The 21,191-nt window shown below is 30.9% G+C and carries 21 protein-coding genes; 10 read left to right on the forward strand and 11 right to left on the reverse strand.

Going from position 1 to position 21,191, the window contains the following annotated elements:
• Positions 1-429 precede the first annotated feature (429 nt).
• From ACSHW5_RS09090 to ACSHW5_RS09115, 6 genes are all read right to left on the reverse strand, one after another.
• Positions 430-1,530 (reverse strand): OmpA family protein, encoded by a 1,101-nt coding sequence (locus ACSHW5_RS09090; protein WP_435675808.1) that lies wholly within the window; start codon positions 1,528-1,530, stop codon positions 430-432.
• 109 nt (positions 1,531-1,639) lie between these two features.
• Positions 1,640-2,539 (reverse strand): Ppx/GppA phosphatase family protein, encoded by a 900-nt coding sequence (locus ACSHW5_RS09095; RefSeq protein WP_435675809.1) that lies wholly within the window; start codon positions 2,537-2,539, stop codon positions 1,640-1,642.
• 7 nt (positions 2,540-2,546) lie between these two features.
• The gene (locus ACSHW5_RS09100; protein WP_435675810.1) at positions 2,547-3,035 is read right to left on the reverse strand and encodes a SixA phosphatase family protein; all 489 of its coding nucleotides are present in this window, start codon (positions 3,033-3,035) and stop codon (positions 2,547-2,549) included.
• 34 nt (positions 3,036-3,069) lie between these two features.
• Entirely contained in the window at positions 3,070-3,717 is a 648-nt protein-coding gene (gene pdxH / locus ACSHW5_RS09105; RefSeq protein WP_435675811.1) for a pyridoxamine 5'-phosphate oxidase, read from the reverse strand.
• Between the two features lie 68 nt (positions 3,718-3,785).
• Positions 3,786-4,973 (reverse strand): NAD(P)/FAD-dependent oxidoreductase, encoded by a 1,188-nt coding sequence (locus tag ACSHW5_RS09110; protein WP_435675812.1) that lies wholly within the window; start codon positions 4,971-4,973, stop codon positions 3,786-3,788.
• Between the two features lie 175 nt (positions 4,974-5,148).
• On the reverse strand, positions 5,149-6,579 hold the full coding sequence (locus ACSHW5_RS09115) for a sodium:solute symporter (protein WP_435675813.1): 1,431 nt from the start codon (positions 6,577-6,579) through the stop codon (positions 5,149-5,151).
• A 105-nt stretch (positions 6,580-6,684) separates the two neighbouring features.
• Between ACSHW5_RS09115 and recR the strand changes: the two genes are divergently transcribed.
• Positions 6,685-7,302, forward strand: a complete 618-nt coding sequence (recR, locus tag ACSHW5_RS09120) for a recombination mediator RecR (protein ID WP_435675814.1) — start codon at positions 6,685-6,687, stop codon at positions 7,300-7,302.
• Positions 7,303-7,354: 52 nt separating this feature from the next.
• Here recR and ACSHW5_RS09125 read toward each other — a convergent pair whose 3' ends face one another.
• The 5 genes from ACSHW5_RS09125 to ACSHW5_RS09145 all read right to left on the reverse strand — a co-directional run bounded on the left by ACSHW5_RS09125 (position 7,355) and on the right by ACSHW5_RS09145 (position 11,198).
• Positions 7,355-7,759, reverse strand: coding sequence for a lipocalin family protein (locus tag ACSHW5_RS09125; RefSeq protein ID WP_435675815.1), 405 nt, complete (start codon positions 7,757-7,759; stop codon positions 7,355-7,357).
• An 83-nt stretch (positions 7,760-7,842) separates the two neighbouring features.
• Positions 7,843-8,424 (reverse strand): CopD family protein, encoded by a 582-nt coding sequence (locus tag ACSHW5_RS09130; protein WP_435675816.1) that lies wholly within the window; start codon positions 8,422-8,424, stop codon positions 7,843-7,845.
• 114 nt (positions 8,425-8,538) lie between these two features.
• Positions 8,539-9,558, reverse strand: a complete 1,020-nt coding sequence (gene hemH / locus ACSHW5_RS09135; protein WP_435675817.1) for a ferrochelatase — start codon at positions 9,556-9,558, stop codon at positions 8,539-8,541.
• A 157-nt stretch (positions 9,559-9,715) separates the two neighbouring features.
• Positions 9,716-10,246, reverse strand: coding sequence for a TrmH family RNA methyltransferase (locus tag ACSHW5_RS09140; RefSeq protein ID WP_435675818.1), 531 nt, complete (start codon positions 10,244-10,246; stop codon positions 9,716-9,718).
• 67 nt (positions 10,247-10,313) lie between these two features.
• Entirely contained in the window at positions 10,314-11,198 is an 885-nt protein-coding gene (locus ACSHW5_RS09145) for a helix-turn-helix transcriptional regulator (RefSeq protein WP_435675819.1), read from the reverse strand.
• Between the two features lie 193 nt (positions 11,199-11,391).
• Here ACSHW5_RS09145 and hemA point away from each other — a divergent pair, with 193 nt between their 5' ends.
• The 9 genes from hemA (at position 11,392) to hemF (ending at position 20,729) form a co-directional block, all read left to right on the forward strand.
• Positions 11,392-12,627 carry a glutamyl-tRNA reductase gene (gene hemA, locus ACSHW5_RS09150; RefSeq protein WP_435675820.1) on the forward strand — a complete coding sequence of 412 codons (1,236 nt, stop codon included), beginning with the start codon at positions 11,392-11,394 and terminating at the stop codon, positions 12,625-12,627.
• 10 nt (positions 12,628-12,637) lie between these two features.
• Complete coding sequence (hemC, locus tag ACSHW5_RS09155; protein ID WP_435675821.1) at positions 12,638-14,230, forward strand: hydroxymethylbilane synthase; 1,593 nt, start codon at positions 12,638-12,640, stop codon at positions 14,228-14,230.
• Between the two features lie 126 nt (positions 14,231-14,356).
• Positions 14,357-15,319: a porphobilinogen synthase gene (gene hemB / locus ACSHW5_RS09160; protein ID WP_435675822.1), complete on the forward strand. Its 963-nt coding sequence runs from the start codon at positions 14,357-14,359 to the stop codon at positions 15,317-15,319.
• Positions 15,320-15,324: 5 nt separating this feature from the next.
• On the forward strand, positions 15,325-15,663 hold the full coding sequence (locus ACSHW5_RS09165) for a hypothetical protein (protein WP_435675823.1): 339 nt from the start codon (positions 15,325-15,327) through the stop codon (positions 15,661-15,663).
• A gap of 97 nt (positions 15,664-15,760) precedes the next feature.
• Entirely contained in the window at positions 15,761-17,056 is a 1,296-nt protein-coding gene (hemL, locus tag ACSHW5_RS09170) for a glutamate-1-semialdehyde 2,1-aminomutase (RefSeq protein WP_435675824.1), read from the forward strand.
• Positions 17,057-17,273: 217 nt separating this feature from the next.
• Positions 17,274-17,651 carry a GxxExxY protein gene (locus ACSHW5_RS09175; protein ID WP_435675825.1) on the forward strand — a complete coding sequence of 126 codons (378 nt, stop codon included), beginning with the start codon at positions 17,274-17,276 and terminating at the stop codon, positions 17,649-17,651.
• A gap of 226 nt (positions 17,652-17,877) precedes the next feature.
• Complete coding sequence (gene hemE / locus ACSHW5_RS09180) at positions 17,878-18,906, forward strand: uroporphyrinogen decarboxylase (RefSeq protein WP_435675826.1); 1,029 nt, start codon at positions 17,878-17,880, stop codon at positions 18,904-18,906.
• Between the two features lie 184 nt (positions 18,907-19,090).
• Complete coding sequence (locus tag ACSHW5_RS09185) at positions 19,091-19,846, forward strand: EI24 domain-containing protein (RefSeq protein WP_435675827.1); 756 nt, start codon at positions 19,091-19,093, stop codon at positions 19,844-19,846.
• Entirely contained in the window at positions 19,827-20,729 is a 903-nt protein-coding gene (gene hemF / locus ACSHW5_RS09190) for an oxygen-dependent coproporphyrinogen oxidase (protein ID WP_435675828.1), read from the forward strand. Before ACSHW5_RS09185 ends, hemF begins: the two co-directional genes overlap by 20 nt.
• The last annotated feature ends 462 nt before the right edge of the window (positions 20,730-21,191 follow it).

Here is a 21,191-nt window from a genome sequence, read left to right on the forward strand (position 1 = left end):
GTACTTTAATATACTAAATATTCTGCTTTTTTTATAGGTTTAATTAAAATTTCTTACATCGAACTCACGTTTAATAGTACGATATCTTTGATGGGGTAAAATGTAGTTTATATTGATTTATTATAAGAACAGAAAATAGCATTTCCTTTTTTAAGTGCAATCATATTAGTTCTTATAGTTCTTAATGGTGATATGCATTTCAAGGTGGTTAATACTAAATTAAGTAGTTTTTAAAAGTTGTATTAGCTATGCTAATGAGTTTTGTAAGGTATTTGTAACAATTAATTAGGTATGAGTTTCCAATTAAGGTGCAATGTCTGTTTTATTTGAATGCTGATATCTTTGGTAGTAATATCAAAATATGGAATAAAAAAAAGCCGAAGCATTGAGCTTCGGCTTTTATAAATACTAAATGAATAGTATTTGTAATTATTTTTGATTGATAACTCTAAAAGTTGTTCTTCTATTTCTTCTGTGTTCAGATTCAGTACAAGAAACACCGTCAGAACATCTATTTGTTAACTTTCTTTCACCGTAACCGTTACCAGTTAATTGGCTAGGATTAGATCCTTTAGAAATTAAGTAGTTTGTTACAGCTTGCGCTCTTCTTTGAGATAAGTTTTCATTACTTTCAGCAGTTCCTCTAGAATCTGTATGAGACTCAATTGCTACAGCTACACCAGTTTTTAATATTGGTAATAATCTAGTATCAATGATTCTTTTTGCTGCAGAAGTTAAAGTAGCACTTCCTAAATCCCAATTAATTGGTAAAGGAGTATTGTTTACTAATTCACACTCAACTTCTTTCCAAGTAGTTAAACCACCTTTATTAACTAATACTTCTTTAGTTACTGTTTTATATTTTGCAGCAACAGTTACTTCTTCCATCCAAGCATCTTTAGCTAAAACTACTTTTGTAATTGTGCTATATACTGCAGGAATTTCAACAGTTTTAGTTGTTGGACCAGAAACCATTACTCTTTTAGTATATGTTTTTTCATAACCAGGAACAGGGCTTTTAGTAGTACTTGCATTAGAAGCTAATTTTGTTAAAGGCACAGTTACGTATCTAGCTGGTACTGGCTTATAACACCAATATCTACAGTCATTAGGATCACTTGATTCACAATCTGGAGCTTTTTCGCTCATTTCCCAGTTTGCAGAAGCTGCTTTGGTTTCAATTGTTTGAGAATCAGGAGAAAAAGAAGCACTTACTGCGTTTAATTTACTAGCATCCTCTTTTGCTACATAAGTAACAACTTTGTTTTCCCATACTGCAGGTACAATTACTAAATTTTGACCAGCTTCTTTTACTAAAACTCTTTCTGTGGTAGTTTCATATTCTGCAGGATGTGTAATAATTTTTTTGTAGGCCGGAGCTACTTCAATTGTTACATCTTCGTTTTTCCATACTTCAGGAGTTTTACAACGTACATAACATTTTCCTGGTTCTGGGTTTGACGGTAAATCTTGTGCAAATGCTGTTGCTCCAAACATTAATAATAATCCGCTTAATAAAATTTTTTTCATGATAATTAGTTTTGAATTTTTTGTTCGTTAATAAGACACTAGTATTTCTCTTGAGTCACACAAATATAGAAAAAAGTTTTAAAAAAGTTAAAGAACAGTTAAAGTATATTTATAGTTTGTTGTGAAACAAACTTTTAATAATTCCGTCAGATAAACCTATTTTTGGAACATAAATCTTTCTAGCTCCGCTCCATTTCATTGCAGACAGGTATATTTTTGTGGCAGGAATTATTACATCGGCTCTATCTGGGTTTAAACTTAATTCAGAAATTCTTTCATCAAAAGACATTTGCTTTAAGAATTGGTATTGTGCATTTAAGTATATAAAAGAAATTGGCTTGCCTTCTGTTCTACCAGACATTTTAAACAACTTATTAATATTACCACCAGAACCTATTAAGGAAATGTTTTTTAAATTATGAGTGTTGCTTTTAATCCATTTTTCAACATTTGCAAATATTTTCTTGTTAACAGATTTTTTATTGTTAAGAAGACGTACTGTTCCCATTTTAAAGGATTTGGAGGAAATAATTTTACCTTCAGAAAATATTGTAAATTCGGTACTACCACCACCCACATCTACGTATAAATATGAATTATCTCCTTCTATAAGTTGATTTAAATCTGTAGATGATATAATTGCAGCTTCCTCTTTACCGCCTATAATATCTATTTTTACACCAGTTTCTTTGAGTATTTTTTCTACTACTTCTTTACCATTTGAAGCTTCTCTCATTGCAGAAGTTGCACAGGCTTTGTATTTTACAACACCGTGCACATTCATTAATAATTTAAAAGCCTCCATGGCATTTACCATTCTAGTAATATTAGAATCACTAATAATTCCTTCTCCAACAAATGCATCTGCACCTAAACGGATAGGTACACGCACTAACGAAGATTTTTTGAACTGAGGTTCTTTGTGTTTACTTACAATTACGTTTGATACTAACAATCTAATTGCATTAGAGCCAATATCTATGGCGCCATATTTTTTTATTTCTAACAAACTAAATTTATTTATGGTTTTTGGGATATTCTACAAGAAATGTTTTCCCTTTTTTTATATTTTTCCAATGTTTATCTTCAAATTGTATTCCAATAATACCGCATGTACTAACATGTGATATAGGAGTACTTCCAAATTTGTTTACAAAAGTATTGATTCCATGATCATGGCTAAAAATTATTGCTGAATTGAATCCATCGTCTAATGCTTTTACTGTTTTTACCAAATAACCATCGCTAAAACTATATAATTGCCTTTTTATTTGCAAGTTGGCTAAAGGATATTCAAAGTTTTCACAAAAGATTACTGCTGTATGCAAGGCTCTGTTTGCACTACTGGATACAAAAACGCCCGGTCTTTCAATCTGTTTTGAAAGGAATTTAGACATTAAATGAGCGTCTTTTATTCCACGTTTTTTTAGAGGTCTGTCAATATCTTCTATGCCTAGATATTCCCAAGAAGATTTTGCGTGTCTAACAATGTATAATGTTTTCATTAAATTTTAATTGTTGAAGTGTAAATATAAAAATTTATGGCGCTAATCGTTCAATTTTCCAAAAAAAATCTTCGGTTAATGTATATCTTATTCTATCATGCATTCTATTAGGTCTACCTTGCCAGAATTCTATAGAAATAGGTTTTACTAAATAACCGCCCCAGTGTTTTGGTCTTACAATTTCTTTACCACTAAATTTTTTTTCAAAAGTTTTTAATCGATTGTCTAATTCTTCTCTAGACAAAACTACAGAACTTTGATTTGATGCCCAAGCACCTAATTTACTACCATCTGGTCTTGATTCAAAATAACCATCAGATAAATTTTCTGACAGTGTTTCTGCTTTGCCTTTAATAATAATTTGCTGTTCTAAAGCTGGCCAAAAGAAAGACAGACATATATTGTTGTTGGTTTCAATTGCTTTCCCTTTTTCTGAATTATAGTTGGTGTAAAAAATAAAACCTTCCCAAGTGAATTTTTTTAGTAAAACAATCCTGGTTTTTGGGAAGCCATCTTTTCCTATGGTAGCAATAGTCATGGCATTACTTTCATCAACCATATCAGAAGTATCGGCATTTAAAAACCAAGTTTGAAACAATTCTATAGGGTTTTCTGGACAAGTACTTTCTAAAAGTTCTTGTTTTTCGTATGATTTTCTGTAATTACTTAAATCTTTTTGCATTTTGTTTACTTGAATACAGTAAAAGTAGGAATTATTTTAAGAGTAGTTACATTCTAAATCTACCTTTTTTAAGGAATTGTATTGATATATTTTGCAAGGTAAACACCAGAACTTACACATCCTTGAATTAAATATCCACCAGTGGGTGCATCCCAATTAACCATTTCGCCAATACAATATTGATTTGGAATTTTATGTAACTGAAAATGAGTGTCTATGGCATTTAAATGAACTCCGCCAACAGTAGAAATGGCTTCGTTTAAGTTTCCTAGTGCTGTAATAGTTAAAGGAAAATTTTTAATTTTTTTTGATAGCATTTCAGAATCTAGATAAGCTGCTTTAGATAGATTTAATTTTAGTAAATCTATTTGTGAATTGCTTAGTTTTAATCCTTTCTTTAAAATTTGTGTGGTGTTTTTAAAGGTTGAATTTGTAAGTTTAGAAGTTACTTTTGCTAGCGTAAGTGTGGGTTTAAAATCGATAAAAATCAACGCTTTTTCTTCGGATTTTAGCTGTTTTCTAATTTGCGGACTTAACCCATAAATGGCGTTTCCTTCTAAGCCAAATTTTGTAATTACAGCTTCTCCTTTTTGTGTTTTATCAGCACAAGAAATTGCAATATTTTTTAAAGGTTTTCCTTCGTTTTTGTTGATGAATTCAGGATTCCAATCAATTTTAAAAGCACAGTTTGAAGCTTCAAAAGGAGTTGTTTTAATTCCCTTTTCTTTAAAAGTTTCTAGCCAACTTCCGTCAGATCCTGTAATTTTCCAGCTTGCTCCGCCTAAAGAGAAAACAGTGTAATCAGATTTTATAATTGTGTCATTAATTATTAAATTATTTTCAGCATTCCAACCAGAAAAAGTCTGTTCAAATTTAAAAACAATTCCTTTTTCTTTCAAATGCTTTAAAATGGTATTTAAAACGGTAATTGGTTTCATACCTTCTTCTGGATACACTCTTTTACTGCTGCCAATATACGTGGGAATTCCAATGGATTTTAACCAATTTCTAAAATCATCATTGGTAAAACTTAATAATGAATTTTCTAAAAAATCACTAGGTGTATAACGTTCAATAAGTTGGGTAATAGGTTCTGAATGTGTGAGGTTAAAACCACCTTTACCTGCAACTAAAAATTTTCTTCCTGCGGTTTTATTCTTTTCATAAATAGTAACATCAAATTTTTTAGTATCTAAAAAAGCAGCTAAAAGTAAAGACGAAGGTCCGGAACCAATAATGGAAATTTTGTTTTTCATTTTATTGATGTATTCAATTGTCTATAAACTTAAGAAGGTAAAATTTTATGATGTTTTTATTTTGTTCAAAAAGAATTCGCCAACATTATCAAGTTTATTCAACGTTTTAATTTTTTAATGTTTCACTAACTCAGCAAGTGAAGTAATCCGAATTTAAGTTTAGAAACAAGCTAAATTATTTCTTAACTAGATACAACCCAATAAAAGTTAATGCACCATTTAATACCAACACAAAAAATCCAAAATCGAAACCAAATTTTTCTTTTGAATAATAACTAATTATCAGAGTAAGAACAGGAGCAATTAAGCAAATGGCAGGAATTAATTTATCCTGAACTTTTATTTTTGTAAACATTCCAAAAGCATACAAACCAAGTAACGGGCCATACGTATAACCGGCAAATGTGAAAATTTTTGCAATAACACTGGCATCGGCAATAAAATATTTAAAAACAAGAATGGTTGCTATCAATACAAAAGAGAATATAATATGAATTTTCTTTCTTATTTTTTCTTGTTCATTTTTATCTTTCTTTTTATTTATTTCTAAAATATCAATACTAAAAGAAGTGGTTAAGGAAGTTAATGCAGAATCTGCGCTAGAATAAGCAGCTGCAATTAACCCTAATAAGAAAAATAGGGCAGTAGCTAAACCTAAAGTTCCTTTGGTTGCTATTATGGGGAAAAGTTGGTCTTTGTGTGCGTCAATGCCGTTTTGTTGTGCGTAATCGGTTAGTAAAACACCCAGGGCTAAAAAGAAAAAGTTAACAATTACCAAGACAATGGTAAACCAAAACATGTTTTTTTGTGCATCTTTTAAGTTTCTACAAGTTAAGTTTTTTTGCATCATATCTTGGTCTAAACCCGTCATAACAACAGCAATAAAAGCACCTGCTAAAAATTGTTTCCAGAAATAATTACCAGCATTTACATCGTCAAAATAGAAAGTTTTAGACAATTCACTATCTGCAACATAGGTAAATAGATTGTCTATTTTCATTTCACCTGAAATGGTGTAAATACAAACGCCAACAGCAATTAACATAAATAAGGTTTGCAAAGTATCTGTCCAAACAATAGTTTTTATTCCGCCTTTAAAAGTGTACAACCAAATTAATAAAATAGTGATAGAAACAGTTACCCAAAACGGAATTCCGTAGGCATCAAACAAAATTATTTGCAGCACATTTGCTACTAAAAAAAGCCTGAAAGCGGCGCCAATTACTCTAGAAAGTAAGAAAAAACTTGCGCCAGTTTTGTAAGAATAGTTACCAAAACGATCTTGTAAATAAGTGTAAATTGAGGTTAAATTTAGTTTATAATAGAGTGGAAGTAAAACCAAACCAATAATTACATACCCAACAACGTATCCTAAAACCATTTGAAAATAACTCATAGAATCTGTTTCTACCCAACCCGGAACTGAAATAAATGTAACTCCAGAAAGTGAGGCGCCAATCATACCAAAAGCTACTAAATACCATGGAGAGGAGTTGTCTGCTTTAAAAAAAGTTTTGTTGTCTGCAGATTTTCCGGTGATGTAAGAAATACCTATTAAAACAGAAAAATAAGCGATGATTAATAATAAGATATAAAGTGGTTGCATTTGATAAATTACGAATTATGATTTAGCAAGCACGAAGATATAGTTTTTAAATTTTTAATTGATTAATTCGTAATTGATAATTGATAATTCGTAATTTTGACGGCTATGGATTTTTCGTCAAAAATATTAGAAAATGCAGTGAATGAAGTATCACGTTTACCAGGAATTGGAAAACGAACTGCTTTACGTTTGGTTTTACATTTATTGAAACAACCATCGGAAACTACAAAATATTTATCAGAAGCGTTGCTACATTTAAGAAATGATATAAAAACGTGTGAGAAATGTCATAATATTTCGGATACTGAATTGTGCAATATTTGCAACAATGTAAAAAGAAATCCAGAAATTGTGTGTGTGGTAGAAGATATTAGAGATGTAATGGCTATTGAAAGTACCTCTCAGTTTAACGGGTTGTACCATGTTTTGGGTGGAAAAATTTCTCCAATGGAGGGTATTGGACCTCAGAATTTAGAAATAGAATCTTTAGTAAATAAGGTAGAAAATGGCGATGTGAAAGAATTAATTTTTGCTTTAAGTTCTACAATGGAAGGTGATACAACAAACTTCTATATTTTTAAACAAATTGAAAAATTTGATATCACAACTTCTACAATTGCCAGAGGAATTTCCGTGGGTGATGAACTAGAATATGCAGATGAAGTTACTTTAGGAAGGAGTATTGTGAATAGAATTCCGTTTGAGCAGAGTATACGAAATTAAAAAACTCATTTTAATAGTTAAAATGAGTTTTAAAAAGTAATTAAAAGTAATGCTATATTTTTTTATAGATGGTTATATAAATATTGTTCGCATCTGTTTCTGTAATTGACATTACGGTGTTGTTTTCAGTAAAATTTACTTTAGAACTATAGGTTTCAGTATCATAAGTTACAGAATAATTAGAGCTACCCGTGTTTTTCCAAGTGCCGTTTTCAGTTTCACTGATGCAATTATTATTTCCATCTTCATAAAAATAGATATCTACAAGATTTCCGGTTGAAGTAAATTCTAACGTAGATTTTTTACTACAAATTGTGGCCCATTCTTTTCCGTTTTCTAAATCAGAAGTTAATTGCCATTGACCAACAATTGGGTCTGAATCTGATAAATCATTGTCATTAGATTCACAAGAAAACAAAATAGCAGAGGCAATAAAGAAGTACAGTAATTTTTTCATAATAGTTTATTTTAAATAATAAAACAAAACTAGAATAAAATTGAGGTTGAAAATATCCCTATAAATAGGTAAAATAAATTTTATTACTTTTTATCATTTTCTAAAACTTCTTTCTCAGCTTTTTCCCAAGACTTTTTTTCTCTTATTTTTTTGTAGAGTCTAATTCCTAACATTAGTAAAACACCAAATAATATAATGCCCACAACGCCCCAAATCCAGTTAATGGCAGATTTTAGGGTTACTAAGAAGACTACAGCAAAAAGTATGATTGTTGGTGCTTCGTTTATAATTCTTAGTTTAAATGCGGTATATTTTATAATATCATTTTGTAATTGTTTGTATATTTTATGACAAAATCCATGATAGACATATAAAGCTAATACAAAAGAAAGTTTTATGTGCATCCAAGGCATTTCTAGATAATAAGGGTTTTTATACATCATCCAAAAACCAAATATACTTGCTAAAATTGCAGATGGCCAAGTAATAATGTACCACAACCTTTTGCTCATTAATTTGTATTGAGTTTGTAAAATTGTTTTTGCAGGTTCGTCTTTTTTTTCTGCTTCTACATGATACATAAATAAACGAACAATGTAAAATAAGCCTGCAAACCAGGTAACAACAAAGATGATGTGAAGTGCTTTTACGTATAAGAAATCCATAGATTTTCAGTTATCAGTTATCAGTTATCAGTTATCAGTTATCAGTTATCAGTTATCAGTTATCAGTTATCAGTTATCAGTTATCAGTGTTCAATAACAACTGATAATTGTTTATTAGTTTTTGTTTTTCCAATCGTTAATCCATTTTACCATTACAGCTACCCAATCATCATTGTCATTCATACAAGGGATGTGTTTGTAATCTGTGCCACCAAATTTTAAGAATTCGTCTTTTCCTTCCATGGCAATTTCTTCTAGCGTTTCTAAACAATCTGCCACAAAAGCAGGAGTAATTACGGCTAATTTCTTTTTTCCTTCTGAAGGAAATTTTTCTATTTCGAAATCTGTATAGGGCTTTAACCAAGGGTCTTTTAATAAACGAGACTGAAAAGAATTGCTATAAGTTCCTTCTTTTAATTGTAGGGTTTTGGCAATTTCTTTGGTGGTTTCGAAACATTGATGTCTGTAACACGTGTGGTGCGCTACAGAATTACGTTCGCAACAAGAACCGTCTATTTTACAATGATTTTTAGTTACATCAGACTTTAAGATATGACGCTCTGGAATGCCGTGATAAGAAAATAAAATATGATCGTAATCAAAACCTTTTAAATGATTGGCAATGTTGTTGCTCATTGCTTTTATATAATCTGGTTCGTTATAAAAAGGAGGTAAAATATCTAATTTTACTTGCGGATATTTCTCTGCTAAAATTTGTTCTGCTTTTACAACTACGGTTTCATAAGAAGACATGGCGTAATGCGGATATAAGGGCGCTAAAAATATTTCTGTAACACCTTTGTCTACTAATTCTTTAATACCGTTTTCCATGGTCATAGAACCGTAACGCATTGCCAACGCAACGGGTAGGTCTACTTTTTTTACTAGTTTATCTGTAAATCTTTGAGATATTACAACTAGCGGAGAACCTTCTTTCCACCATATTTTCTTGTAAGCTGCACCCGATTTTTTAGGTCTCGTTTTTAGAATAATTCCATTTATAAGCAACCAACGTTTCCAATACGGAATGTCTATTACACGTTCGTCCATTAAAAATTCTCCCAAATAACTTTTTACGTCTTTTGTTTCTGTTGAATCTGGTGATCCTAAATTGTTAAGTAAAATTCCTTTCATAAATAAGCCCACCTTAATCCTCCCAAAGGGAGGAGAAGGTTGTGGAAGTTTTTAGTTTTTATTAATTTTTTCAATCTGAACTTGTCTCAGAATTTGATTTTTTTTATATTCTACGTGAAGTTGAAATAAGTTCAGCTTCACGTTTTGTTACCGTATTTTATCCCTTCCCTTTGGGAAGGTTAGGATGGGCTTTTAACTGATTTGTAACTTCATACAGAGTAATTGCCAAACTATGAATAACATTCATGCTAGAGTTTCTACCGTACATTGGTATTGCAACTGTTTCATCAACTAAATGAATGTTTTCGATACCGTTTCTTTCGCTTCCCAAAAGTAATACGATTTTTTCATGATTTTTAAAATTAAAATCTTGAATATCGATGCTTTTATCAGTAATTTCTATACCAATAATTGTGTTGCCTTCTGCTTTTAATTGATGAATGATTTCATTAAAATTACTGTAAACCTCATGGTCTATTTGATTTATAGTATTTCTCGCTGTCTTTTTAACAATTCTATTTTCTGTGGAAGGTGAACTCTCATGAAAATAGATTTTTTGTACTCCAAAACTTTCAGAAATCCTGAAACACATTCCTATGTTTTCTGGTGTTCTTATAGCATCGCAAACAATTGTTATTGGAAATTGCTTTTGATTGTTTACTATGTTATAATGTGTTAATTGTTCCAAATTAATTGATATTCAAAGGTTTAGAGTTCAGTTTCAGCACCGTAAAATTTTTATTTTTACTTACTACTTAAGGTTTAAGACTCATTACATATTTTTTAGGCGTTGTGCCAAACTTCTTTTTAAAGGCGGCTATAAAATGGCTCGATGTACTGTAACCAACTTTAACACCAACTTCATTTACGTTAAACTGATTGCTTTCTAACAATCTACGTGCGTGTTCCATTTTATAATCAAATAAAAAACTGTACACGGTGTCTCCGTAAATTTGTTTAAAACCTTCTTTTAATTTTTTAATATTTAATCCTATTTCATTTGCTAAATCTTGCAAACTTGGCGGTTCTGCCATTCTAGAAATAATAATATCCTTTGCTTTTCTAATTTTTAATACATTTTGTTCATCAACCAAAAAAGGACAATATTCGCCATTTGTATTTTCTTCTTGTTGAAAATGAAGACTTAACAACTCGTATACTTTTCCTTTTACATACAATTCTCTTATAGAACTGTTACTATTAGAGTTTATAATTTGTTGTAATACAATGGCAACAATTGGTTTTATTTCTTGATCATCATAGTATTTTTTGTTGCTATTTTCATCACTTAAAAAAGGAATGTAACCAGATTCTTTTGAGAATAATGAATGAAATTTTTCAATAGAAATTAACAATGAAACTAATGTTGTTTTTGGTTGAATTTCTAAATTGATGGGCAAAGTTCTTTGCGGATTGTATAATAAAATAGATCTATTGTCTAAAACATCAAAAGTATATGAGCTGTTGTTAAATAAGAACTTAGAATTTCCCTTTAAACAAAAATGAATTTGAATAAAAGTACTATTAATTTCTCGTTCAAAACTTTGAACTTCCATACTTTCATTCTGAAAATGAAGCACATAAAATCCTTTTTCTAAAATAATTTCTTCAAAAGTACTTTCTCCGACATTTTTAAACATAAATATTCTTTTGTTTTATTTAGAATCATTCTATATAAAAATAATTCAGAACGACAATTCATCAACAAAAATAGTGCTTTTCGTGATTTTATCGGTAAAAAAGTATTTAAAAAACATCTAACGTTATAAAAAGTACTTCAAGCGACATTTTTTTCTAATTGATGTTTATACTTTTGTTGCACTTTATAAGTTTATGAAAGAATTCGGGCAAGAGCACTTTTACAATATTGGCGTAAGTTATAAAAAAGCAGACGCAGAAACGCGTGGTAAATTTTCTGTATCAAAAGAAAATCAAGTTAAGCTATTACAATCTGCATCACAGAGAGGAATTGCTGGCGTTTTTATAATCTCTACATGCAACAGAACTGAAATATTTGGTTTTGTAAATCGTCCTTGTTTATTAATTGAACTTTTATGTGAATTTTCTGAAGGTAACTCTAAAGAGTTTACAGATATTTCTAATGTTTTTAAAGACCAACAAGCAATACAACATTTGTTTAGAATTGGTACAGGTTTAGAAAGTCAAATTCTTGGAGATTACGAAATTGTTGGTCAATTAAGACAGTCTTTTAAAACGGCCAAAGAATACAAAACCACAAATGCATATATAGAACGTTTGGTAAATAGTGTTTTACAAGCAAGCAAACGTGTTAAGAACGAAACTAAATTAAGTTCTGGAACAACTTCTGTTTCTTATGCTGCGGTTCAATATATCATTAGAAATTTATCTGATTATAATACTAAAAATATTTTGGTTTTTGGTTTGGGTAAAATGGGGAAACATACATGTAAAAACCTTGCAGAATATACCAAAAACAAACAAATTTGTTTAATTAATAGAACAGAAGTAAAAACTACTGAATTTGTAAAAGACCATGTGTCTATTAGAAAATCTGTGATAGAAGATTTAAATGAAGAGGTTGCAAATACAGATGTTTTAATTGTTTCTACAGGATCAGATAAACCTACCATTACAAAAGAACAAATAGCAAAAGATAAAAAAATTCTTATTTTAGATTTATCTATGCCAGAAAATGTTGCGCATGATCTTGCAGATTATGAAAACGTAACCTTGGTAAATGTTGATGAATTATCTAAAGTTACAGATGAAACTTTAGCCATAAGACTTGCAGAAGTTCCGTTTGCAGAAGCCATTATAGAAACTCATAAGTTAGAATTCAATGATTGGCTAAATCACAGAAGGTTTACCCCAGCAATATCTGCTTTAAAAAAATCATTAGAAACCATTAAAAATGATGAAATTAATTTTCAGAAAAAGAAAATTTCAAATTTTGATGAAAACCAAGCAGAAATATTAACATCACGCTTTATACAAAAAATTACCACTCAGTTTGTAAAACACTTAAAAGATGAAAATACTTCTGTTTCAGAAAGTATAGAAGTTATTCAAAAAGTGTTTCAATCTTAATAAAAACTCCATGCAGAAAATAATAAGAATAGGTACTCGCGATAGCCAATTAGCGCTTTGGCAAGCTAATAAAGTGCGCAAAGAATTATTAGAATTAGGCTATGAGTCTGAGTTAGTACCCATAAAATCTATCGGAGATATTGTTTTAGACAAACCCTTATATGAAATGGGGGTAACAGGAGTTTTTACAAAAAATTTAGATATTGCCATGTTAAATGGTGATATTGATATTGCTGTACATTCCTTAAAAGATGTACCAACAGTATTGCCAGACGGAATTGTACAAGCTGCAGTTTTAAAACGAGCAGATTATATAGATGTATTGGTTTTAAAAGATACAGAAGAGTTTTTTGGACAACCAAATGGTGTTATTGCTACAGGAAGTTTGCGAAGAAAAGCAATGTGGTTAGATCGTTATCCTACTCATAAAGTAGAAGATTTACGAGGAAATGTAAACACACGTTTAGAAAAATTACAAAATAGTGAAACTTGGAATGGAGCAATTTTTGCTTCTGCCGGTTTAGAAAGATTAGGTCTTAGAAATGCAGAAGCAATTCCATTAACTTGGATGATTCCTGCGCCAGCTCAAGGTGCAATTATGATTGCTTGCTTAGAAAAAGATGAGTTTGTAAAAGATGCTTGCGAACAATTAAATCATCATGAAACTAAGGTTTGTGTAGGTATAGAACGTGAGTTTTTAAACTTGTTAGAAGGTGGTTGTACTGCGCCCATTGGCGCATTGGCTTATGTAGATGCTAGAACGGAAGAGGTAGTTTTTAAAGGAGTTTTATTAAAAAAAGACGGTTCTAAGAAAATTACAGTTACTAAAAATGCAAAATTAGGCAGCCACAGGTATTTGGCAAAAGATTGTGCAGATTATGTAATTAATAGAGGTGGTAAAGAATTAATGTTAGAAGATGAAGCAACCAATTCAAAAGAGGTTACTGTATATGCTACCAAAAAACTTTCTGAACTTCAAAAAGAAACCTTATCTGAAACCATAGGGATAAAAGATAGCGATTTTATTAAAATTCGTTTTAATAGAATACCAGCTAAAGTGATGAAAAATCAGCATGAAAATGTGTTAATTACTAGTCAAAATGGCGCAGAGGCTCTTTTAAATTCTTTCACCAAAGATGAAATAAATATTAAGAATATTTATTGTGTTGGTAGACGAACCAAAAAATTGATTGAAAAGCGAATTGGTAAAGTTACATATGTTGCCAAAAACGCATTAAAATTAGCAGAATATATTTCTAAAGAAACTGAAATTAAAGAGGTTACGTATTTTTGTAGCGATCTTAGATTAGATGTTTTACCAACTTATTTACAAGCACATGATATTGTTGTAAATGAAGTTGAAGCATACAAAACCATGTTAAGTCCTGTAAAAATGGAAAATGATGTTGATGGAGTTTTATTTTTTAGTCCATCAGGTATCGAAAGTTATTTAGAAGAAAATAACACAAGTAAAGTTGCATTTTGTATTGGTGAAACTACCGCTGTAGAGGCCAGAAAACATTTTAATAAAGTAGAAGTTGCCAACATGCCAAGTGTAGATAGTGTCTTAGATTTGGTAAATACATATTACTCAAAAGAATAGAGAATGTCTTCTCGAGCATTACTGAAATCAGAATGTTTTTTTTGATTAAAAGATTAAACGTAGTTTTCGAGAGGTTTTTATAAATTAGGGTATGCCTTTGCTTAGCCTAACATACATATAAAAATTATGTTTCGTACAAGAAGATTAAGAAAATCAGAAGGAATTAGAAGATTAGTTAGAGAAACAAAACTTTCTGTTGATGATTTTATCTACCCTCTTTTTATTGAAGAAGGAGAAAATATAGAAACGGAAATTGTTTCTATGCCAGGTATCAAACGTTTTTCTTTGGATAGAATTTCTAAAGAATTAGATGAAGTGGTTTCTTTAAATATTCCTGCAGTTTTATTATTCGGAATTCCATCTACAAAAGATAATGAAGGAACAGAAACATGGAATGATAACGGAATTATGCAGCAAGCAATTCGTTTTATCAAGAAAAACTACCCAACCTTATTTGTAATTACAGATGTTTGTTTTTGCGAATATACGTCTCATGGGCATTGTGGAATTATACATGACAATGATGTTGACAATGATGCTACTTTGGTAAATATTGCCAAACAAGTTATTTCACACGCAAAAGCAGGTGTAGATATGGTTGCACCTTCCGGAATGATGGACGGAACCATAGATATGGTACGTCAGTCTTTAGACAATACAGGTTTTGTAAATTTGCCAATTATGGCCTATTCTGTAAAATATGCATCGGCATTTTATGGTCCTTTTAGAGATGCAGCAGATTCTGCACCTAGTTTTGGAGATAGAAGAACGTACCAAATGGATCCGGCAAATAGAGATGAAGGAATGCGAGAAGCTACTTTTGATGACCAAGAAGGAGCCGATATTTTAATGGTAAAACCAGCATTATCATATTTAGATATTATTAGAGATTTAAAAAATAATTTCGACAGACCCATTGCATGTTATAATGTAAGTGGAGAATATGCAATGATAAAAGCCGCAGCAGAAAAAGGTTGGATTGATGGCGAAAAAGTAATGATGGAAAGTTTACTGTCTATGAAAAGAGCAGGAGCAGACATTATTATTACGTATTTTGCAAAAGAAGCAGCAAGATTATTAAATAAATAAGTAAAATGAACCTTTATACTGTTTGTCGTTCTTGTAAAGAAAGCAACAATCTTAAATTTGAGGCTATAACTAGACCAGATTTACAAATGCAAATAGGTTCTGAGTTTGATTTTAAATGTGCTAAGTGTGGTAATTCTGAAAAGGTTCATATAAACGATGTGAGTGCAGAACCCAACAAAAAAATTATGAGAATTGGACTAATTATCGGAATTGTGCTGGCTATATTTTTATTTTATTTCTATGGAGCAATTGCAATGGTTAGTATAATTATACCTTTTTTATTTTGGCAAGTAGAAATACAATCAATAAGATCATTTAACGGTTATATGATAAGAAGAAAATAGAAAATTAACATTTTATCAATGTGGTATCCTAAAGTAATCTCTTAATTTAGAGGTAGATTACGAAACTACGTTTACAATGACAAAAAGTTTAAGAAAGATGGAATTTAAGAAATCACAAAAGTTATACGAAAAAGGGTTGGTAAACCTTGTTGGAGCAGTAAATTCTCCGGTAAGAGCATTTTCATCTGTTGGTGGAAATCCGTTGTTTATAAAAAAAGCAAAAGGCACTAAAATTACCGATGTTGATGGTAATAAATATATAGATTTGGTACTTTCTTACGGACCAATGATTTTAGGTCATAGACATAAAAAAGTACAAAAAGCTATTGAAAAAGCATTGAAAAAAGGGTATACTTTTGGTGCGTCTACAGAAAACGAAATAAAATTAGCAAAAATAGTTTGCGATGCTTTTCCAGGAATGGATAAAGTTCGTTTTGTAAATTCAGGTACTGAAGCTGTTTTAAGTGGAATTCGATTAGCAAGAGCATTTACAGGAAAAGATAAAATAATAAAATTTGCAGGTTGTTATCACGGGCATCAAGACGCTTTGTTAGTTGCGGCAGGTTCTGGTTTGGTAACCTTAAGTTTACCTGGTTCTAAAGGTGTTCCTGAAGGAGCCGTAAAGAATACGTTAATTTCTAATTATAACGATTTAGATAGTGTAAAAAAACACTTTAAAAAATATGATGATATTGCGGGAGTTATTATTGAACCAGTTGCCGGTAATATGGGCGTTGTAGTTCCTGAAGATAATTTCTTAGTAGAATTAAAAAAATACTTAGAAACTAAAGGAGCATTATTAATTGCTGATGAAGTAATGACGGGTTTCCGTTCTAAATTTGGTGGAGCCCAAGAATTACTTGGTGTAGAAGCAGATATTACATGTTTAGGTAAAGTAATTGGAGGTGGTTTTCCTGTAGGAGCTTACGGCGCGAGAGAAGAAATTATGCAAGAAGTTGCACCTTTAGGCGGCATGTATCAAGCAGGAACATTAAGTGGTAACCCAATTGCAATGGCTGCAGGAATTGCTACATTAAAGGAATTAGAAGCGCAAAATCCTTATGAGCAATTTGAAGAAAATGCCAGTATTTTAGAGGTCATGTTATTAGAAACAGCTAAAAAATATAAAATTGGTTTAGTCGTAAATAGATTTGGTTCTATGATCAATCCTTTCTTTGTAAAAGGAGAAGTAACTAATTTTGTAGAAGCTCAATTATCGGATACTAAAAAGTTTGCAGTTTTCTTTTGGGAAATGATAAAAAATGGAGTTTTCCTACCGCCAAGTCAGTTTGAAGCATGGTTTTTATCATCAGCTTTAACAGATAAAGATATTCAGAAAATAGCAAAAGCAATTGATGCAGGAATGAAGAAAGTAGCTGAAATGAAAAAGTAACCGCAAAGAGGCAAAGGAAAACGCAAAGTTCGCAAAGAGTTTTAAACTCTGCGAACTCTGTGAAAAAACTTAGGACCTCTGTGTTTAATAAAATTGCGTTTAAATTAAAAGTAACCGCAAAGAGGTAAAGTAAACCATAAAGGTCGCAAAGAAATATTATAAAATCTTTGCGAACTTAGCGAAAAAACTTAGCGCCTCTGCGTTTAAAATATAGACAATGACAGAGAACGAAATTTCTAAAATAATAGTAGACTGCGCTTTAAAAGTTCATAGAGCTTTAGGTCCAGGTCTTTTAGAAAGTTCTTATGAAGAATGTTTGTTTTATGAGTTAAGAAAAAGAAATTTAAAAGTAGAAAAACAAAAAGCACTACCTTTAATTTATGAGGAAGTAAAACTGAATGTAGGTTATAGAATAGATTTAATTGTTGAAGATAAAGTAATTGTTGAGTTAAAGTCAGTAGAAAATATAAATGATGTTCATTTAGCTCAAGTTTTAACCTATTTAAAACTATCAGAATGTAAATTAGGGTTGTTAATTAATTTTAACGTTGCTTTATTAAAATACGGTATTAAAAGAGTAGTAAATAATTTGTAATTTAAATGAACCGCAAAGAGGCAAAGGAAAGTGCAAAGTTCGCAAAGAGTTTTAAACTATGCGAACTCTGCGAAAAAACTTAGCGCACTTTGCGTTTAAATTATTAAATAATTTGTAATATAAATGAACCGCAAAGAGGCAAAGGAAAGCGCAATGTGCGCCAAGAATTATTCATAAAACCTTTGCGAACTCTGCGAAAAAACATAGCGCCTTTGCGTTTAAAGTTATGATAAAAAACGATTTATTTTTAAGAGCATTAAAAGGAGAAACTGTAGATCGTCCACCAGTTTGGATGATGCGTCAAGCAGGAAGATATTTACCAGAGTTTCAAGAAATCAAGAAAAAGTACGATTTCTTTACCCGTTGTCAAACTCCAGAGTTGGCATCAGAAATTACGGTGCAACCAATTCGTAGATACGGAATGGATGCTGCAATTCTGTTTTCAGACATTTTAGTCATTCCACAAGCAATGAATATTGAAGTGGAAATGAAACCAAATTTCGGACCCTATTTACCAAATCCAATTCGTACTCAAAAAGACTTAGACTCTGTTATTGTACCAGATATTCAAGACACCTTGGGGTATGTAATGGATGCCATTAAAGCAACCAAAGAAAAGCTAAATAATGAGGTTCCATTAATTGGTTTTGCAGGTTCACCTTGGACAATTCTTTGTTATTGTGTACAAGGGCAAGGCTCTAAAAATTTCGATAAAGCAAAAGAATTATGTTTCACAAATCCTGTGGTAGCACATTCTTTATTGCAAAAAATTACCGATACAACTATAGCATATTTAAAAGCAAAAGTTGCTGCAGGAGTAGATGCCGTTCAGGTTTTTGATTCTTGGGGAGGAATGCTTTCTCCAGTAGATTATCAAGAGTTTTCTTGGCAATATATGCAGCAAATAATCGATGCTTTAAAAGATGAAACTCCAGTAATTGCTTTCGGAAAAGGTTGTTGGTTTGCACTAGACAGTATGGCTAAATCTGGCGCTTCTGCGTTGGGTGTAGACTGGACATGTTCTGCTAGAAATGCTCGTTATTTATCCGGTGGAAAAATTACATTACAAGGTAATTTCGATCCTTCAAGATTGTTTTCTCCTCCATCAGAAATCAAAAAAATGGTTACTCAAATGATTAATGAGTTTGGTAAAGACAGGTATATTGTAAATCTTGGCCATGGTATTTTACCTAATATTCCGTTAGAAAATGCAAAAGCATTTGTAGACGCCGTAAAAGAATACAAAGCTTCATAAAAAAATAATTTGGGCGTTACCACACAGAAAAAGTGTGGTCGCGCTTTCCGTTATATCTTTTTTATGCTGAATTTAATTCGGCATCTGTTCTATCATAGAGGAATTTGATAATTAAAAAAAGATACTGAAACGATTTCGGCATAAAAAAGGGTGCCACTTCAATCGCTAACGCAAACCAACGCTAATGATTAAAAATATACTTTCAGGCATTCAAGCCTACGCAGGTGCTTTTGGTTTAATTTCAAAATTAAAACTTTGGAGCTATTTTATAATACCCATTGTTATAAGTGTTGTAACAGCAGCCGTAATTGGTTTTACAGCGTATGGTTTATCCGATACTATTGGTCATTTCTTAGCTAAAATCTGGATTTGGGATTGGGGAAAAGAAACATTTACAACCATTACCTCTGTAATAGGAGGCATTTTTGTTTTAGTCATTGGTTTAATTTTATACAAGCATATTGTTTTGGCATTATCAGCGCCATTTATGAGTGCTGTTTCAGAAAAAATAGAAATTCATATCAACGGAGATTTAAAACACCATCACAGAAAAACTTCTTTTCAAGAGCAATTGTGGAGAGGAATTAGAATTAATATCAGAAATTTAGGAAAAGAATTGTTGATTACTGTTCCTATTTTATTACTAAAATTTATTCCTGTTGTAAATATATTTTCTACTATTTTGTTGTTTTTAGTGCAAGCTTATTACGCAGGTTTTGGTAATATGGATTATACGCTAGAAAGACATTTTAACTACCGAGATAGTATTAATTTTGTAGGGAAAAATAAGGGAATTTCTATTGGCAACGGAATTGTATTTATGCTGTGTTTGCTAGTTCCGGTAATAGGAATCATTATTGTTTTACCGCTTTCTGTTACTGCTGCATCTGTAAAAACAGTAGGTTTATTAAATAAAGAAAATGAAAGATCAGTTTTATAAATACATAGAAAATTTACAAGACCAAATTACTTCTAAACTAGAAGAAGTAGATGGCGGAGCAAAATTTAAAGAAGACCTTTGGGAAAGAGAAGAAGGAGGTGGAGGTAGAACACGAGTTATAGAAAATGGAGCTGTTTTTGAAAAAGGAGGGGTCAATATTTCTGCAGTACATGGCAAATTACCAGAGGCGTTAAGAAGTCAGTTTAAAGTAAAAGAAGGAAACTTTTTTGCATGTGGATTAAGTTTGGTTTTACATCCCATTAATCCGTTTGTACCAACTGTGCATGCAAATTGGCGTTATTTTGAAATGTATGATGAAGCCGGAAATGTGGTAACCCAATGGTTTGGTGGCGGACAAGATTTAACGCCATATTATTTATTTGATGAAGATGCCACTCATTTTCATCAAACTTGTAAAACTGCTTGCGACCGTCATAATAATGGTTTTTATAATCAATTTAAAGAAACTTGCGATTCTTATTTTTGGAATTCCCACAGAAATGAAGCACGTGGAATAGGAGGTTTGTTTTTCGATTACTTAAAAGAAACAGAAGATTTTTCTATTGAAGATAGATTTAACTTTGTTACAGAAGTAGGAAATAGTTTCTTAGAAAGTTATGTGCCTATTGTAGAGAAAAGAAAAGAATTAAAGTTTACAAGAGTACAAAAAGATTGGCAAGAAGTGCGCAGAGGACGTTATGTAGAGTTTAATTTAGTACATGATAGAGGAACGCTTTTCGGTTTAAAAACAAACGGTAGAATAGAAAGTATTTTAATGAGTTTACCGCCAATGGTACAATGGAAATACAACCATCAACTAGAAGAAAATTCTGAAGAAGAAAGACTTGTAAAGGTTTTAGAAAATCCTAAAGAGTGGGTTTAGTAGTTCTTTAAAAGTTTTACCTTGCTTCATATACAAGCCATAAAGAAACGCATATCGGTAGTAATTGTAGCTTCAATTATAAGTTTTAAAATGGGCTCTTTTTTGCATCAACTTTCCTTTAGTTGGGGTGTTTTATTTTGGTATAAGAACCCTAATGCAAACATATAATTTTTAAAAACATTTTATTATAGATAAAATTAATGAATTTTAAGAGTTGTATATTAATTTGTAGTACATTATTACCGTTTTTAGAACATACGAAATAGATGCACAAAAATGGAAATGTTAATTAATTATTAATTATGTTATTTTTAGTAATACAGGCTTAAAATTGAATTTTATATTGAAAAATGTATTATTAGGTTTTTATTTTTGAGAATAATATAATTATTGATTTTTTTAAATGTTATTTTTCATACGTTAATTTGATGAAAAATCAACGATTTTTAGTACTTTTGCATT

Origin of the sequence: Polaribacter sp. (genome assembly GCF_051251875.1) — a bacterium.
Taxonomy (GTDB): domain Bacteria; phylum Bacteroidota; class Bacteroidia; order Flavobacteriales; family Flavobacteriaceae; genus Polaribacter.